At 64.5% G+C, this 14,781-nt stretch carries 14 protein-coding genes; 6 read left to right on the forward strand and 8 right to left on the reverse strand.

What is annotated here, in order from left to right; all coding sequences use genetic code 11:
* On the forward strand, nucleotides 1-447 hold the full coding sequence (locus AC54AG_RS19030) for a hypothetical protein (protein ID WP_331778756.1): 447 nt from the start codon (nucleotides 1-3) through the stop codon (nucleotides 445-447).
* 698 nt (nucleotides 448-1,145) lie between these two features.
* Here the strand turns inward: AC54AG_RS19030 and AC54AG_RS19035 are convergent.
* Entirely contained in the window at nucleotides 1,146-1,679 is a 534-nt protein-coding gene (locus AC54AG_RS19035) for an ankyrin repeat domain-containing protein (RefSeq protein ID WP_331778757.1), read from the reverse strand.
* A gap of 229 nt (nucleotides 1,680-1,908) precedes the next feature.
* Between AC54AG_RS19035 and AC54AG_RS19040 the strand changes: the two genes are divergently transcribed.
* On the forward strand, nucleotides 1,909-2,268 hold the full coding sequence (locus tag AC54AG_RS19040; protein ID WP_319993089.1) for a cupin domain-containing protein: 360 nt from the start codon (nucleotides 1,909-1,911) through the stop codon (nucleotides 2,266-2,268).
* A 23-nt stretch (nucleotides 2,269-2,291) separates the two neighbouring features.
* On the opposite strand, the gene AC54AG_RS19045 is transcribed toward AC54AG_RS19040, so the two are convergent.
* From AC54AG_RS19045 to AC54AG_RS19055, 3 genes are all read right to left on the reverse strand, one after another.
* Nucleotides 2,292-3,491, reverse strand: a complete 1,200-nt coding sequence (locus tag AC54AG_RS19045) for a YbfB/YjiJ family MFS transporter (protein WP_319993090.1) — start codon at nucleotides 3,489-3,491, stop codon at nucleotides 2,292-2,294.
* Between the two features lie 220 nt (nucleotides 3,492-3,711).
* Complete coding sequence (locus AC54AG_RS19050) at nucleotides 3,712-4,806, reverse strand: tryptophan 7-halogenase (protein WP_496631287.1); 1,095 nt, start codon at nucleotides 4,804-4,806, stop codon at nucleotides 3,712-3,714.
* Entirely contained in the window at nucleotides 4,803-6,668 is a 1,866-nt protein-coding gene (locus AC54AG_RS19055; RefSeq protein WP_496631288.1) for a LodA/GoxA family CTQ-dependent oxidase, read from the reverse strand. The genes AC54AG_RS19050 and AC54AG_RS19055 overlap by 4 nt, the downstream gene beginning before the upstream one ends.
* Before the next feature lie 186 nt (nucleotides 6,669-6,854).
* Here AC54AG_RS19055 and AC54AG_RS19060 point away from each other — a divergent pair, with 186 nt between their 5' ends.
* Both AC54AG_RS19060 and AC54AG_RS19065 read left to right on the forward strand, forming a co-directional pair.
* Nucleotides 6,855-7,520 carry a response regulator transcription factor gene (locus AC54AG_RS19060; protein ID WP_034754799.1) on the forward strand — a complete coding sequence of 222 codons (666 nt, stop codon included), beginning with the start codon at nucleotides 6,855-6,857 and terminating at the stop codon, nucleotides 7,518-7,520.
* Nucleotides 7,514-8,824, forward strand: coding sequence for an ATP-binding protein (locus tag AC54AG_RS19065; RefSeq protein ID WP_496631289.1), 1,311 nt, complete (start codon nucleotides 7,514-7,516; stop codon nucleotides 8,822-8,824). The genes AC54AG_RS19060 and AC54AG_RS19065 overlap by 7 nt, the downstream gene beginning before the upstream one ends.
* Before the next feature lie 55 nt (nucleotides 8,825-8,879).
* On the opposite strand, the gene AC54AG_RS19070 is transcribed toward AC54AG_RS19065, so the two are convergent.
* Together AC54AG_RS19070 and AC54AG_RS19075 are read right to left on the reverse strand one after the other, a co-directional pair.
* Nucleotides 8,880-9,518, reverse strand: coding sequence for an NAD(P)H-dependent oxidoreductase (locus AC54AG_RS19070; protein WP_496631290.1), 639 nt, complete (start codon nucleotides 9,516-9,518; stop codon nucleotides 8,880-8,882).
* 120 nt (nucleotides 9,519-9,638) lie between these two features.
* Nucleotides 9,639-10,640, reverse strand: a complete 1,002-nt coding sequence (locus tag AC54AG_RS19075) for an aldo/keto reductase (RefSeq protein WP_496631291.1) — start codon at nucleotides 10,638-10,640, stop codon at nucleotides 9,639-9,641.
* Nucleotides 10,641-10,738: 98 nt separating this feature from the next.
* Here AC54AG_RS19075 and AC54AG_RS19080 point away from each other — a divergent pair, with 98 nt between their 5' ends.
* Nucleotides 10,739-11,629, forward strand: coding sequence for a LysR family transcriptional regulator (locus AC54AG_RS19080; protein ID WP_496631292.1), 891 nt, complete (start codon nucleotides 10,739-10,741; stop codon nucleotides 11,627-11,629).
* Nucleotides 11,630-11,633: 4 nt separating this feature from the next.
* On the opposite strand, the gene AC54AG_RS19085 is transcribed toward AC54AG_RS19080, so the two are convergent.
* Together AC54AG_RS19085 and AC54AG_RS19090 are read right to left on the reverse strand one after the other, a co-directional pair.
* A complete protein-coding gene (locus AC54AG_RS19085; RefSeq protein WP_496631293.1) occupies nucleotides 11,634-12,719 on the reverse strand; it encodes an ATP-binding protein in 1,086 nt (361 codons plus the stop codon).
* Nucleotides 12,719-13,474 carry a response regulator gene (locus AC54AG_RS19090; protein ID WP_070306005.1) on the reverse strand — a complete coding sequence of 252 codons (756 nt, stop codon included), beginning with the start codon at nucleotides 13,472-13,474 and terminating at the stop codon, nucleotides 12,719-12,721. Before AC54AG_RS19090 ends, AC54AG_RS19085 begins: the two co-directional genes overlap by 1 nt.
* 133 nt (nucleotides 13,475-13,607) lie before the next feature.
* On the opposite strand from AC54AG_RS19090, the gene AC54AG_RS19095 reads away from it, so the two are divergent.
* Complete coding sequence (locus AC54AG_RS19095) at nucleotides 13,608-14,765, forward strand: efflux RND transporter periplasmic adaptor subunit (RefSeq protein ID WP_496631294.1); 1,158 nt, start codon at nucleotides 13,608-13,610, stop codon at nucleotides 14,763-14,765.
* Nucleotides 14,766-14,781: the final 16 nt, after the last annotated feature.

The raw sequence follows: 14,781 nt of genomic DNA on the forward strand, positions 1-14,781 counted from the left end.
ATGGATGAAGATAAAAATAAAGAGATTTTCGATATTAATGATCTTGCTCGGACTGCATTAATTGTGGAGGATTTCGATGATGCTATGGGGGCTTTGGGAGTTATTAAAGCTATTGATAAGTCACGAGCTAAAGATGTTGCATTGAAAATCCTGAAACTTCATGTTGGCGATGTCTTTTACCAAGCATATGCATTTGAAATTCTGTATGATATTTCTCTTTCTGATGCAGTGAAGTACATGGAAGAAAATGCCAACATGGTTCATCCTTATATCTTACGGTCAATGCTTGCATGTGTAGCTATTGATGCAGGATTGATTGATAGCCGAAGTGAGATATTAAGTGCAGTTGGGACATTGCGTTGTGTGTTAATGAGTAGATCGCTAGATGATTTGAGTGAAGTTCACGAGCAAAAAAAATTTTTCGAAGATGCCTTCCCACACGTATAGATCGACGTTAAATTTCGCAGCGAATAGTGTTTTTTCTTTTAATGTAATGAATGTGGGTCGGGGGCAGATACCGTCTTGAATGGCAAGTCCTTTTGCCCAGAAGCAGGGCCGGGGTCAGATCCGCTATTCGTACACGATCTCAGCCCTAGCCGTCGCGATCTGCAGCAAGTTGCGCTTTATTAAATGCCGATCGGGCTCGACTGACTGTCCTGCTCGAGACGTGAGAAGCGGCGGCGATGTGGGACATGGTAAAAGCGGTTGACAGATAAGCGCGTGCCATGGCCTCGTCTCTGTCGCTATAGCGGGCTTGATATTGTGCTAATGACAGCTTGATAGCGCGGCGCTGCTGCCTTGGCGTATCTTTGAATGCATTTTACCGCTGCGATTGTTGATGTGCCGAAACGAAGGCGTCATTGCCTAGAAGCATCTGGTGACGGGTATGGGCGAGCGGACTAGTTTCGCTCATCCCGGCCGCAACCAAGCGGCAACCATAGATAAATCCGGTGAGGGTATCGGCAACTGAATGGTTTGGAAATCACTGAAAAATCAATCGCTTAGCCACCTCGTTGACCATCGAGTGGGAATAATCTCCCGTCCAGAACCGTAGGCTAATGCCGGGTCAATGAAACAGCTGAGCTCTGGCTATTAGGTTTTTTTGCCTAGTGGCTGTCGCAAACTACTGGCGATATCTGCATCGGCTATGCCATCTGCCCCAAGCTGATCAGCCGAGCCAAAGTCTCCTGCGCATTCATGCTTTTGGCCAGCGAGACGGCGGTCATGCCCCGGCTGTCCACGGCATCGATGCGGGCGCCGTGTTGCAGCAGCAGGTCGAGGATGGCGACGCGGTTGAACATGGCGGCCATCATCAATGGTGTCTTGCCGTCCGGGCTGGCGCCCTCCACATTCGCGCCGTGCTTGAGCAGCAGCCCGGCGATGTCCTGGTAGCCTTTGTAGGCCACGCCGGCCAGCGGTGTCTGGCCCTGGTCGTTGGGGACGTTGGCGTCGGCGCCCGCTTCGAGCAGCAGGCGCGACGTTTCCAGGTGGCCATGGTAGCTGGCCAGCATGATCAGGCTGTCGCCTTTTTCGTTGCGGAAGTTGACCGGCACGCCTTGGGCAAGCATGGCGCCCAGTTGCTGGGTGTCGCCTTCGCGCACGAGGGCAAACAGGCCCTGGATGAATTCCAGGGTTTCGGCATCCATCGTTGGGGGGAGTTTTCGTGCATCGGTGTTCATCGTGTTCTTTCTGCGAAGGTTTAAATGGATATTGAAGTAGTGGCCGGGAAGTGTCAATTGTACGAGTCCGGCTTCTCACTTGAGGTAAATGCAACAAGGTGCTCCGCTTGTAAATTTCCATTATTAAACTATATTGGAAAATGATGTGATTTTTATATCATTTCAGTTATTCCGATTCGGAAATTTAATACTTCCAGAAATTCCAAAGGGGGGACGAGTCATGAGTGCAATGTTAGAAAAGAAGTCCATCGACAAACCGGACGAAGTGCGTCCATTCAAGGACGGAGCCGGCCGGATGGCTGTCTTTACGCTAGGCGAACAGACCATGGGGCGCGGCGAATTTGAGCCTGGCTGGCGCTGGAGCCTGCATGTCAAACCGATTGCGGGAACGGATTCGTGCCAGGCAGCGCATACCGGCATGGTTCTCGAGGGGCGGATGGTGGTACGGATGAATGATGGCGCCGAGATGGAATATGGACCGGGTGACGTCTTCTATATGCCACCGGGACATGATGCCTGGGTGGTTGGAGATCAGCGTTGTGTCCTGTTCGATGTCACCGGTGTCGCAAGGTATGCCAAACCGCAATAAAGGCGGCAGCTGAAGACAGCCGCTCACGCGCCCGCCGCCAGCGCCTTTTGCCGCGATGCCAATGCGGCGCCGATAAAGAGGGCGATGGCCGAGGCGATCAATCCCCGCTCCAGTCCGGCGGGGCCGTCGGCGATCCAGCCGACGACGATGGGGCCAACGATCTGGCCCAGCGCGAATACCGTCGTGTAGGCACTGATGCCGGCCGTCCAGGATTGCGGTGGCAGGTTATGCCGCACGAGGGCCGTGGTTGACGCCACCACGGACAGGAACACGGCGCCGAAGACGAGGCCTGAAATGAACACGACGGGCGCAAAGCTCGTCAGCGCGGGCAGGATCGTAACTGCGCCCAGCACGCCGTTCAATATCGCCAGCGATTCGCCGCCCCTGTAGCGGTCGAGCATGCGCGCCCAGATGCGCGACGACGCCACCACCGCCAGCCCCAACAAGGTGTAGAACACGGTGATCAAGGTGGCGCTCATGCCTTGCTGCTTGAGCAGGGCGATAACGAAGGTCATGTAGCCGATGTAGCCGACGCCAAACATGAAGTAGCCGGCCAGACTGGGGGCAAAGTCGCGCCAGGCGAAGCGCCGCGGCGTGTCGAGGGCGCGCGGCGCTTCGCCGATCGCCTTCGCCGGCACGGCCATGATGGCGGTGGCGGCCAGGCAGGCGATGCCCAGGGCCAGCCATGGCCATTGCCAGGCATGTGCGGCGCCGTGGTCTTGCGCGGCGGCCAATGCGGCCGGCACCAGCAGGGCCGACAGCGCGATGCCAAAACCCGTGCCGCCGTAATACAGGCCGATGTAGAAGCCGGCGTGCTGACTGTGCATGGAGCCGAGCCGCGCCGCCAGCACGCCGCCAGCGATGAAAATGAAGGCGCTTGCCACGCCCGCGCACACGCGCTGCAGGAACAGGGTGGTCGTATCGCTGACGAGGCCCGACATCAGCATGAAGATGCTGGCCAGCACGGAACCAATGATGAGCAAGCGCCACACGCCCAGGCGGCGCATCAGCGCCGGCGTGGCCAGGGCGCCGAGAAAATAGCCGAGCGCATTAAACGTGTTCATGGCCCCGGCCAGCAGGTAGGACCAGCCCAGGTCGTCGCGCATGGGCGGCAGCAGCAAGCCATAGGAAAAGCGCGACAGGCCCAGGGCCACGGCGGCGCCCAGCGACAGGGCCAGCGCCGTGGCCAGCGGATGGGACGGGGAATGATCGTGTGTCGGCATGTCCAGGATACCCGTCTATATGAAAAGCGTGGAGTTGGCGCCGGGGCAGGCCGGCGGGCAAGGTCTGTGCGGGACAGTGGCATAGGGCGCTGACGACACGCTTTTTTACTGCCAAGTTAGCGAATCGTGCCTGGGAAGTCAAGCAGGGACGTGCCTGGACATGGCGGGAGGCAATGCGATTTTTCTATCATTGCTTGTGGAGATTCGCCTTTCGCGCCAGCTAGAGCGCCGGGACGCGCCGGCTCCAGAACGGTGCCGTGGGCCAGCGCGTTTCCTGGCCGTAGCAGTACGCCAGGTGGCGTTCATACGCCGCGCCGATGGCGGCCAGTTCCCCATTGTAGTGCCGGTAGGCTTGCAGCTCTCCCTGCAGCGTACGGTCGGCTGCCTCGGCGGCGGCCAGGCCCGTGTACAGGGCGTTAAAGATGCCTTGCGACGACAGCGGGTCGAAGCTCAGGGCCGCGTCGCCGACGGCGAACCAGCCTGGGCCGGCACCGGCGTCCAGGCTGGCCGTATGCGCGGGCGTGGCCATGGCGAGCGTATCGGCCGCATAGCCTTGCTGCGCCAGCAATTCCCCCGTAGCGGGCAGCTTGCGCGCCGCCGCTTCCAGCCAGCCGGCGTCGCGCAAGGCGTTGTTGGCGAGCAAGTCCGCATCCGTATGCAGGGCCAGCACGCGGCGCTGGCAGGGCAGGGGCGCGCTGTACCACCAGCCGTATTCGCAAGCCTCGATGTGAGCAAAGCCACGCGTCGATGGCGTCCTGTCATGTCCGTATTGCCATACTGAAACTAACCGGTCGCCGCGCTGGCGCCGCGCCCCGACTTTGCGGGCCAGTCGGGCGCTGCGTCCCGTGGCGTCGATGACGATGCGCGCGGCCACGTCGCAGGGGCCATGCCGCGTTTGCAGCCGTACTTTCCAGCCGCCATCGTCGGGCACGATGCCCGCGACTGTGGCCGAGGCCAGCAGGGCGGCGCCGCGCCGGCGCGCTTCGTCGCGCAGCCACAGGTCGAAGGTGCCGCGCGCCAGGTGCCAGCCGTGGCCATCGGGATCGCTGAGGAAATGGTGTTCCGTCCAGGCGCCGTTCCACCAGGCGCGGTTGCCGTGGTAGGGCGCATGGCCCTGCCGCAGGAAGGCGTCAAGCAAGCCCATGTCCTGCAGCAGGCGCGCGGCGGCCGGCGGCAGCGATTCGCCGATGCGCGCCAGCGGGGCGGCCAGCCGGTCGACCAGCAAGACCCGGTGCCGCCCCGCCAGGTTCAGGGCGGCCGTGGCGCCGGCAGGACCGGCGCCGACGATGAGCACGTCGGCTTGCAGCACGGTCACAAGCGGTGTCGCTGCAGATGGCGCGCTTTTTCCGTGCCTTCCAGGTCGACGTCGACGAACTCGTCCGGTATGGCCGCTGCCGCGCGCAGCTGGTGCTTGCCGGCTATCGGCGGTGGCAGGTTTTCCACCTGCAAGAATGAGGGGAAGCCGGTCACGTCCGTGGGGCCGGGGCGCACCTCGACCACGCCCACTTGCGCCAGGTCGGCGATCATGTTGTTGATCTGCTCTTCATAGCTGATGTTGCCCAGCGGACGTATCCACGCGGCGCGCCGGGCGAACGCGGCCAGGCGGTCGTCGACGGGCACTTCGCGGTTCATTACCGTGTCGTAGGCCAGTTTGCTCATCACCTGGTTCGGCACGCGCGCGGGCCAGAACGTGGGCACATAGGGATCGTAATCGGACTGGTAGCCGGAGCGGCAGCTGGCCGTGTCCGTCTGCCATGGCACGGCCATCCAGCGCGTCACGCCGCCGGCGATCTGCGCCGAGCAGGGGCTGCCGATATTGTCCGGCGTCAGGACGGCGCCGTAATCGGGCTCGACCCAGCCCGGCGGCCGGTGCGCCAGGCGGAACGGCGCGCTGTACATGCTGGCCTGGCGCATGGGCCAGGTCATTTCGCAGCCGGGGTGGAAGGCGTCGGCCAGGCAGAATTCCATGGCCGCGCGCAGCAGGGTGTCCGGTTGCTGGGCCACGTCCACCTCGGCCAGGCTTTGCGGCGGTACCTTGCCGGGAGCGTAGTCGTCCGTGAACTTGCCGTCGGCCCATTGCTTGAGGAAGCGCAATTGCAGATTGCTCAGCGCACAGTTTTGGCGCGGCGTGTCTGCCGGCGGGATGGCCATCGCATCGCCATACAGCCACGGCCACGGCGATGGCGCCCAGGCGTCGCGCTCGAACTGGCGGAACTGGTTATAGATGACGTTGCGCCACTCCCTGCGGTTTTCGGACGGGCTGGCCAGGCGCGCCATCCATTCGTCGCGGCTGAACGGCGTGCTGCCGTCCCAGCCGAAGGCGGCCGCGAAGCCGGCATTGACCCATTGCAGATTGGACAGGCGCTCGAAAATGGGACGGATATCGTCCTGGAACGAGGGAACGGCAGGTGCGGTAATTTTGCCTTCGGAAACAAACAAGTCGCGCATCAAGTCCCACATCGTGCGCACGGACTTTTGCTGCGGCGCGTAATCGGGCGGCGCGACGACCACCCAGGCCATGTCGACGGGCAAGGCCTGGCCTTGGTAGTGGACGGTGGCGCAGACGGGGCCGTCGGACGTGTCGTCATGCCAGCCTTCGTTGTTGGCGAAGGTGATGGCGCGCGCGCCATTCCACGAGGCCGACTTGCCATGGCCGCCCAGCACGATCAGCCGTCCCATGGCATCCGTGCGCAATTCGCCCAGGTAGACGGGCGTGCCCAGGAAGCTGCCGCTGTCGAAGGCGACGGCCGGCTGTTCCTTGCCGCTGATCTTGCGCTCGCCCGGCGTGATGGACAATTGCGCGCGGTCGGTGACGGCCATGTTGCGCAGGAACGAGGGCTGGGTGACATGCGCTTCCGGAATATCGAGCGCGATCTGGAACTGGTACCACGCCGCCTTGGTGTTGGCCAGGGTGACGGACCATGAGATGTCGGCATTGCCGGCGTTCAATTCGGCCACCGCCACGCCGGCGGCATTCAGGCCGTAGAGGCGAAAGCTTGCCGCCTGGCGCTTGATGGCCCCGGACGCATCGCGGTAGTAGCCGGCCGGCCGCGCCGCCGGTTCCGGCACTTCCGGTCCCAGAAAATATTCGCTGGGGCTGTTGCCCACGCGGGCAATGCCGATGGGCGGATAAATCGCGGCCTTGACGATGACGGTATCTTGGGTGGAACTGGACATGGCGTGCCTTTCCAGATGCGTGGAGGGAAGGAAAATATACCGCATAAAAAACGTGCCAAATGCGCACATAGTCACCGCATCGTGAATTCCTGCGACGGGCGCCGGACACATGCTGCGGCGGCGGCCAGGCCAGCTTTTTCCAGCCACGTTAAGATAGCGGTATTTTCAAGACTGCGAGAGGCCCAGGTGCGCGTGTTGCTGGTGGAAGACGATCCGATGATCGGGGAAAGCTTGGTTGAGGGCTTGCGCGGCGAGTGCTATGCCGTGGACTGGGTGCGCGACGGCCACGATGCGGAGCTGGCGCTGGCCGGTTTCGCCTACGATTTGATGCTGCTGGACCTGGGCTTGCCCGGCAAGCAGGGCATGGACGTGCTGCGCAGCATGCGTGCGCGGGGCGCTGAGTTGCCCGTGCTGATCATCACGGCGCGCGACGGCACGCCGGCCCGCGTCGACGGGCTCGACAGCGGCGCCGACGATTACCTGGTCAAGCCCTTCGATCTCGACGAGCTGCTGGCGCGCATCCGCGCGCTGCTGCGGCGCCGGGTCAGCCGTTCGCGCTCCGTCATCGAGCATGGCGCGCTGATACTCGATTTGGCCAGCCACGATGTCACGTTCGAGGGGGAACTGATCAAATTGCCGCCGCGCGAGTTTTCCGTGCTGCGCGCCTTGCTCGACCATCCGGGCAAGGTGGTGTCGAAGCGCCAGCTGAGCGAAAAACTGTATGGATGGGATTGCGAAGTGGAAAGCAATACCGTCGACGTGTACGTGTACCAGCTGCGCAAGAAATTCGGCGCGGACTGCATCCAGACCGTGCGCGGCGTGGGCTACAAGATGCGGGTGGCGGCATGCTGACCATCCGCCGCCAGTTGCTGCTCGGCTTGCTGGCCGCCACCTTGCTGTGCGTGCTCGGCGCCGGCGTTTCGCTGTTCCGCTCGCTGCTGGAAGAAACCAATGAACTGGCCGACCTGCAGCTGCGCCAGCTGGCCGTGGCCTTGCCCGACGAGTTCGAGCCGCAGGCGGGCCTGGCCGCCGCGCAGGATCCAGAAGAAGCGTTCGTGCTGCAGGCGTGGGACGAGGACGGCCAGCCCTTGCCCGTCCTGCAGGGCCAGCCGGCATTGCCGCGCTATGCGCTGGCCGGCTTTGCCGATGTCGTGCTGCACGGCGAGGACTGGCGCCTGTACGGCGAAACGCGACGCGGCCGCTACGTGCAGGTGGCGCAGGCGCAGGCCGTGCGCGACCAGTTGGCCTGGCAGATGACCATGCGCGCCGGCGCACCGCTGCTGGTGTTCGCGCTGATCCTGGCGCTGCTGATCGTCGTCGTCGTGGGGCGCGCGCTGGCGCCGCTGCACCGGCTGGCCGAATCCGTGGCGGGTCGCTCACCGGATACCTTGACGCCGCTGGCGGCCGACGACATGCCGCCCGAACTGCGGCCCGTGGCGCTGGCGTTGAATAGTTTGATGGGGCAGTTCGAAGCGGCGCTGACGGCGCAGCGCACCTTTGTTGCCGATGCCGCGCATGAATTGCGCTCGCCGCTGACGGCGCTGAAACTGCAGCTGCAGGTGGCCGAGCGGGCCGGCAGCGAGGACGAACGCCGCGTGGCGCTGGCGCGGCTGCACGAACGGCTGGACCGCAGCACGCACCTCGTGCGGCAACTGCTCAGCCTGGCGCGGCATGAAACGGCGCTGACGGCCAGCCAGCTGCACACAGTGGATCTGGGACAATTGCTGGAAGCGGCCGTGGCCGACCACAGCGCGCTGGCCGATAGCCGCGACATCGATCTGGGCGTGGTGGAAGCCCCGCCGGCAAGAGTACTGGTGCAAGCCGATCCCGACGGCTTGCAAGTGTTGCTGAATAACCTGATCGACAACGCCTTGCGCTACACGCAGCAGGGCGGCAGGGTCGATTTGCAGGCGGTGCTGGAAGAGGGCAGACCGCTGCTGCGCGTGTCCGACAACGGCCCCGGCGTGCCGCAACAGCACCATGCGCGCCTGTTCGACCGCTTCTTCCGTCCCGACGGCAACGACGCCTGGGGCTGCGGCCTGGGCCTGTCCATCGTGCGCCACATCGCCGAGCACCACCAGGCCGATATCGCGCTGGCCGAAGGGGAGGCGGGACGGGGACTGCAGGTGACGGTGCGTTTTCCGCAGGCGGCCTGAATGAAAAAAGCGGATGCCGGTGAAGGCATCCGCTTTTCAATTACGGGCGAAGCGCTTAGGCCAGCTCGGTGATGAATTGCTCGCGCGCAGGGCGCACTTTTTTCAGGTCCACCAGCCAGTCGCCTTCGTCGGCGCGGTAGCCGAGCGGCAGCATGACGACGGAACGCAGGTCTTTTTCGCGCAAGCCCAGGATCTCGTCGACCTTGGCCGGATCAAAACCTTCCATCGGCGTCGAATCGACTTTTTCCTGCGCCGCGGCGATCAGGGCCGTGCCCACGCCGATGTAGGCCTGGCGCGCCGCGTGCTGGTAGTTGGTCTCGGCATCACGCTGCGGGTAGGTGGCCAGGATTTGCTGGCGGTACGCTTCCCAGCCTTCATTCTTGAAGCCGCGCACGGTGTTGACCAGGTCAAACATCTTGTTGATGCGCTCGACCGTGTAATTATCCCAGGCGGCAAACACCAGCAGATGCGAGGCGTCCGTCACTTGCGACTGGTTCCACGCATGCGGCTTGATCTTCTCGCGCAGGGCCGGATTCGTCACGACGAAGACTTCGTAAGGATGCAGTCCGCTGGAGCTGGCCGTCAGGCGCACGGCTTCCAGAATGCGCTCGACCTTGTCTTGCGGCACCGTTTTCGTCGGGTCCATTTTCTTGGTGGCGTAGCGCCATTGCAGTGTTTCGAGCAAATCGGACATGTAAATCCCTTTCATAATGAATAGTTCAGACTGGAAATGATAGCGGATTCGGGCATTTCAAGTGTAAAGGGGCAAAGAATTGCTTACCGTACTCAAGTTAGCGCACTCCAGCATGGTTGTCTACAGGCCAACCATGGCAAGCTCCACGTCCGGGTAGCGCGCACCCTGCACGCTGGCGGGCGCGATGGCGGCGCCGATGGCGGCCAGCTCGCTTTCGCTCAATGTGATTTGGCCGGCGGCCACATTCTCTTCCAGGTGCACCAGGCTGCGGGCGCCCGGTATCGGTACGATGTCAGTACCTTGCGCCAGCAGCCAGGCCAGCGCCAGTTGCGCCGCCGTGGCGCCGCGTGCGGCGGCCAGGCGCTGCAGCTCGGCAACGTGGTGGGCGTTGGCCGCCATCGCGGACGGCTGGAAGCGTGGCAGGCTGTGGCGGTAGTCGTCTGGCGCCAGCGCGGCGCTGGAGTTCAGCTGGCCCGTCAGGAAACCCCGGCCCAGCGGGCTGTAGGGTACGAAGCCGATGCCCAGCTCCCGGCAGGCGGGCAGCACCTCGGCTTCCACGTCGCGGCTCCACAGCGAATATTCGGACTGGACGGCGGCGATCGGGTGCACGGCATGGGCGCGGCGCAGGGTGGCGGCCGACACTTCCGACAGGCCCAGGTGGCGCACCTTGCCTGCCTGCACCAGACCGGCCATGGCGCCCACCACGTCTTCGATGGGCACGGCGGGGTCCACGCGGTGCTGGTACAGCAAGTCGATGCACTCGATGCCGAGCCTCGACAGCGACGCTTCCACGGCCTGGACGATGTGCTCGGGGCGGCTGTCGACACCCGCCATGCGTTCCACGCCCTGGCCGTGGGGCAAGATCTTGAAGCCGAACTTGGTGGCGATGCTGACCTTGCCGCGCAGTTCCTTCAGGGCGCGGCCTACCAAGTCCTCGTTGGCATAGGGGCCGTAGACTTCCGCCGTGTCGATCAGGGTCACGCCCAGTTCCACGGCGCGGTGCAGCACGCGCAGCGAGGTGGCCTCGTCCGCGCCGCCGTAGGCAAAGCTCATGCCCATGCAGCCCAGGCCGATGGGGGCGACGCGCAAGCCGGAGTTGCCCAGTGTTCGGTGATTGTCCATTGCATTCCTCGTTAATAGTTGGAACACAGAGTATGGGCGGGCGCACAGCATGCGATAAGATAGCTTATCCTGCATGTATTACTGAATGAAACTCATGAATGATGGCTGACCTGAACGAATTGACGGCCTTTGCCGCTGTCGCCCGCCTGCGCAGCTTCCGCAAGGCGGCCCTGGAACGGGGCGTATCCGCCTCCGCCCTCAGCCATGCGCTGCGCGCGCTGGAAGAGCGGCTGGGCGTGCGCCTGCTGAACCGCACCACGCGCAGCGTCACGCCGACGGAGGCGGGGCAGCTGCTGCTGACGCGGCTGGCGCCGGCCATGCGCGAAATCGATGATGCCTTGCTGGACCTGAGCACCTTGCAGGATGTGCCGGCAGGCAAGCTGCGCCTGAACGTGCCCCGTCCGGCCGCGCGCTTGCTGCTCGCGCCCATGCTGGCCAGTTTTGTCGCCCGTAATCCGCGCGTGCAGGTGGAAGTGGTGACCGACGACGGCATGATCGATATCGTGCGCGATGGTTTTGACGCGGGCATCCGCTTCGGCGAGCAGGTGGCGGCCGACATGATCGCCGTGCCTGTCGGCGCGCCGCAGCCGTTCGTGGTGGTGGCGTCGCCCGCCTACCTGGCCGTGCATGGCGCACCAAGCACGCCGCGCGCGCTGCTGAGCCACGCCTGCATAGGCCGGCGCTTTCCCAGCGGGCGCCAGTATGCGTGGGAGTTCGAGCAGGCAGGCGAGGGCTTCAGCATCGCCGTCGGCGGCCCGCTGGTGTTCGATGACGATGAACTGATGCTGCGCGCGGCCCGCGATGGCGCGGGACTGGCCTATGTGTACGAGGCCGATGCGCGCGCCGATATCGCGGCGGGGCGCCTGGCGTGCGTGCTGGAGAGTTGCCTGCCGCCGCCGCCCCGTTACTTCCTGTATTACCCGAGCCGGCGCCAGATGCCGGCCGTCTTGCGCGCCTTTGTCGACATGCTGCGCGCGCCGACGGCGTAGTCAATCAGCCGGCGGGCGACGGTGCGGCATGTTCGACCGGCCACTTGACGGTGAACAGACTGCCGCCCGCCTTGCCACGCGTGCAGACGGCGCTGCCGCCATGCGCGCGCGCGATGGCTTCGACCACGGCCAGGCCCAGGCCGCTGCCCGCGTTCAGGTCGACCCTGGCGCTGTCGCCGCGGCGGAAGGCTTCGAACACGTGCGGCGCCAGTTCCTCGGCAATGCCAGGGCCCGCATCCTCGACGCTCAGGTAATACTGGCCGGCCTGCACGCGGGTGCGCACGCGCAGCAGGCCCGGATGCGCATAGCGGCGCGCATTGTCGAGCAGGGCCAGCACGATTTGCCGGATGCGCGCCGCGTCGCAGCAGACGGGATGGTCGGACAGGTGCAGTTGCAAGGTAAAACCGGCCGCTTCCATTTCCTGCGCCAGCAACCGGCCCACTTCCTCGATTTCCAAGGTCAGGTCCGTCCACGCCATGCGCAGTTGCATGTGGCCGCTGTCGGCCAGGCTCAGGGTGCGCAAGTCCTCGATCAGGCGGCCCAGGTCTTCCACTTGCGCCAGCAGGCTGGAAAACGGCACTTCCTCGGGCTTGAAGACCCCATCGACGACGCCTTGCAAGGTGCCGCGCAGGATGGTCACGGGCGTGCGCAGTTCGTGCGCGATGGCCGCATTCCACGTTTCGCTTTCCTGTGCTCCCCGCTGCAGGCGCTCGGCCATGCTGTTGAAGTTGTCGACCAGCATGGCTGTCTCGCCCAGGCTGCGGTCGCCGGCGAACGCGCGCGCGGACAGGTCGCCATGGGCCACGCGGCGCACGCTGTCCATCACGGAATTGATCGGTTTGAGAATGCGCGCGGCCAGCTTGAGGGCGAAAAACGCGGCCAGGCCCAGGCCGAAGATGGTGATGGCGAAGATCCACAGCCACTCGACGGTGCTGGGCGACCAGTCGTCCGGCTCGGACAGCATGCCGGGATCGATCTTGAAGGCGATGGCGAAGAAGGTCCAGGAACCGATCCAGATGATCAGGATGCTGCACACCATCAGCACGGACATCGACAGGATGATCTGCCGGTTCAAGCCTGTGAAGCGCATCAGAGCTCGCTTTCGAGACGGTAGCCCACGCCGCGCAGGCTGGCCGGCATGTTCATCACGCCCGCTTCTTCCAGCTTCTTGCGCAGCTTGCTGACGTGGCTGTCCACCGTGCGTTCCATTGAATTGCTCTCGGGCATGCACGACTCGAGCAATTCCAGGCGGCTGCAAACGCGCCGCGGCGTGCGCGCCAGGTGCGCCAGCAGGCGGAACTCCGTCAACGTCAGGCTGAGCATGAGAGGCTGGGCCATGCCATCGTGCAGCACGCTGGCCACATACGTTTCCTGGTCGATTTCGATGGGGCCGCAGCGCAGGCGCTGGCCGCCCACCGGGTGATGGCGCACGCGCGAGCGGCGCAGCACGGCGGCCACGCGCGCCACCACTTCGGCCGGATTGAAGGGCTTGATGATGTAGTCGTCGGCGCCCACGCGCAGGGCGGCCAGTTTATCGGCATCCTGGTCGCGGGCCGTCAGCATGATGACGGGCGTTTCGCCGCGCCGGCGCACTTCGGCCAGCACGCCCCAGCCATCGACCCTGGGCATTTGCACGTCGAGCAGCAGCAGGTCCGGCGCCAGCGCCAGGTGCTGGTTCAGCGCTTCCTGGCCATCGTGCGCGAAGGCCGTGCGGTAGCCGTCGCGCTCGAGGTAGCCGGCGAGGATGCGGGCGATTTGCGGTTCATCTTCGGCGATCAGGACGAGGGCGGAAGGCGGCGTGGTGGCAAGGAAGGAGGGCTGGCTGGCGCTGTGATGATAGTTCATGCAATTAGTCTAGCATTCTTCGCTGTCTCCATCGAATCTCCACATTTCTTTGACGGAACATCCATGTAGGCCTTCTATGCTCTTGTTATCTGTCGACCGGACCGCCGGTTGGGATCTGCCATAGAGAAAGACCATGCATCCGAGCCACCTCACCAAGAAAAACATGTTGATCGCCGCGGCACTGCTCAGCCTTGCCGCCTGTTCCAAACCCGCGCCGGAAGAAGGCGCCGCGCCGCCCGCCGCCGTCACTGTGCTCAAGCTGCAAGCGGCGCCCGTCGTCCTCAGCGATGAATTGCCGGGCAGGGTGGCCGCCTTCCGCACGGCCGATATCCGCCCGCAGGTGGGCGGCATCGTGCTGCGCCGCCAGTTCGAGCAGGGCGCCGAAGTGAAAGCGGGGCAGAAGCTGTTCCAGCTGAACCCGGCGCCATTCCAGGCGGACGTCGATTCGGCCGCCGCCTCCTTGCAGCATGCGGTGGCCACGGCGAAGCGCGCCAGCAGCCAGGCCGACAGGTTAAAACCGCTGGTCGAGGCGGACGCCATCAGCCGCCAGGCGTATGACGACGCCGTGGCCCAGCGCGAGCAGGCCGTGGCCACCGTGGCGCAGGCGCGTGCCGCCCTGGCGCGCCGCCGCCTGGACCTGGCTTTTGCCAGCATCGAGGCGCCGATTGCCGGGCGCATCGGCTCCGAACTGGTGACGGAAGGCGCGCTCGTGGGCCTGGCCGATGCGACGCCGATGGCGCGCATTCAGCAGATCGACAAGGTGTACGTCGACGTGCGCCAGCCGGCCGCCGCGCTGGCAGCCTTGCAAGCCTCGGGCAACGGGGGAGCGGACAAGCTGCCCGTGACCATTTTAGGCGCCGATGGCCAGCCGCATCCCGTCACGGGCCGCATTCTGTTCTCGGGCATCAGCGTCGATGCGGGCACGGGCGACGCCGTCGTCCGCGTGCTGGTCGACAATCCGCAGCGCCAGCTGCTGCCGGGGATGTTCGTGCGCGCCCGCATCGCCCGCGCCGTGCAGGCAAATGGCGTGCTGCTGCCGCAGCAAGCCGTCTTGCGCAGCAGCGGCGGCCAGGCGCAGGCCTGGGTCCTCGATGGCACGAACAAAGCGAGCCTGAAGACGATCGCCGTGGGCGACGTCGTCGACCACCAGTACGTGGTCAACGGCGGCCTGAAAGCGGGAGAAACCGTCGTCATCGAAGGCCAGGAACGCCTGCAGCCGGGCGCCACCGCCGCGCCGCAACCGTGGAAGCCGGCTGTCGTGGCAACGGCCACCGCCGCCAAGGCGCATTGATGCGCCATTTGAATAC

It is taken from the genome of Janthinobacterium sp. BCJ23 (assembly GCF_059617945.1).

What these genes read in the sequence shown, in the direction of transcription:
- AC54AG_RS19030 (WP_331778756.1), top strand. Translation starts at nt 1, where the DNA reads ATGGATGAAGATAAAAATAAAGAGATTTTCGATATTAATGATCTTGCT.
- AC54AG_RS19055 (WP_496631288.1), bottom strand. Translation starts at nt 6,668, where the DNA reads ATGTCCAGTTCCACCCAAGATACCGTCATCGTCAAGGCCGCGATTTAT.
- AC54AG_RS19095 (WP_496631294.1), top strand. Translation starts at nt 13,608, where the DNA reads ATGCATCCGAGCCACCTCACCAAGAAAAACATGTTGATCGCCGCGGCA.
- AC54AG_RS19035 (WP_331778757.1), bottom strand. Translation starts at nt 1,679, where the DNA reads ATGAACACCGATGCACGAAAACTCCCCCCAACGATGGATGCCGAAACC.
- AC54AG_RS19040 (WP_319993089.1), top strand. Translation starts at nt 1,909, where the DNA reads ATGTTAGAAAAGAAGTCCATCGACAAACCGGACGAAGTGCGTCCATTC.
- AC54AG_RS19090 (WP_070306005.1), bottom strand. Translation starts at nt 13,474, where the DNA reads ATGAACTATCATCACAGCGCCAGCCAGCCCTCCTTCCTTGCCACCACG.
- AC54AG_RS19070 (WP_496631290.1), bottom strand. Translation starts at nt 9,518, where the DNA reads ATGTCCGATTTGCTCGAAACACTGCAATGGCGCTACGCCACCAAGAAA.
- AC54AG_RS19080 (WP_496631292.1), top strand. Translation starts at nt 10,739, where the DNA reads ATGATGGCTGACCTGAACGAATTGACGGCCTTTGCCGCTGTCGCCCGC.
- AC54AG_RS19045 (WP_319993090.1), bottom strand. Translation starts at nt 3,491, where the DNA reads ATGCCGACACACGATCATTCCCCGTCCCATCCGCTGGCCACGGCGCTG.
- AC54AG_RS19075 (WP_496631291.1), bottom strand. Translation starts at nt 10,640, where the DNA reads ATGGACAATCACCGAACACTGGGCAACTCCGGCTTGCGCGTCGCCCCC.
- AC54AG_RS19065 (WP_496631289.1), top strand. Translation starts at nt 7,514, where the DNA reads ATGCTGACCATCCGCCGCCAGTTGCTGCTCGGCTTGCTGGCCGCCACC.
- AC54AG_RS19085 (WP_496631293.1), bottom strand. Translation starts at nt 12,719, where the DNA reads ATGCGCTTCACAGGCTTGAACCGGCAGATCATCCTGTCGATGTCCGTG.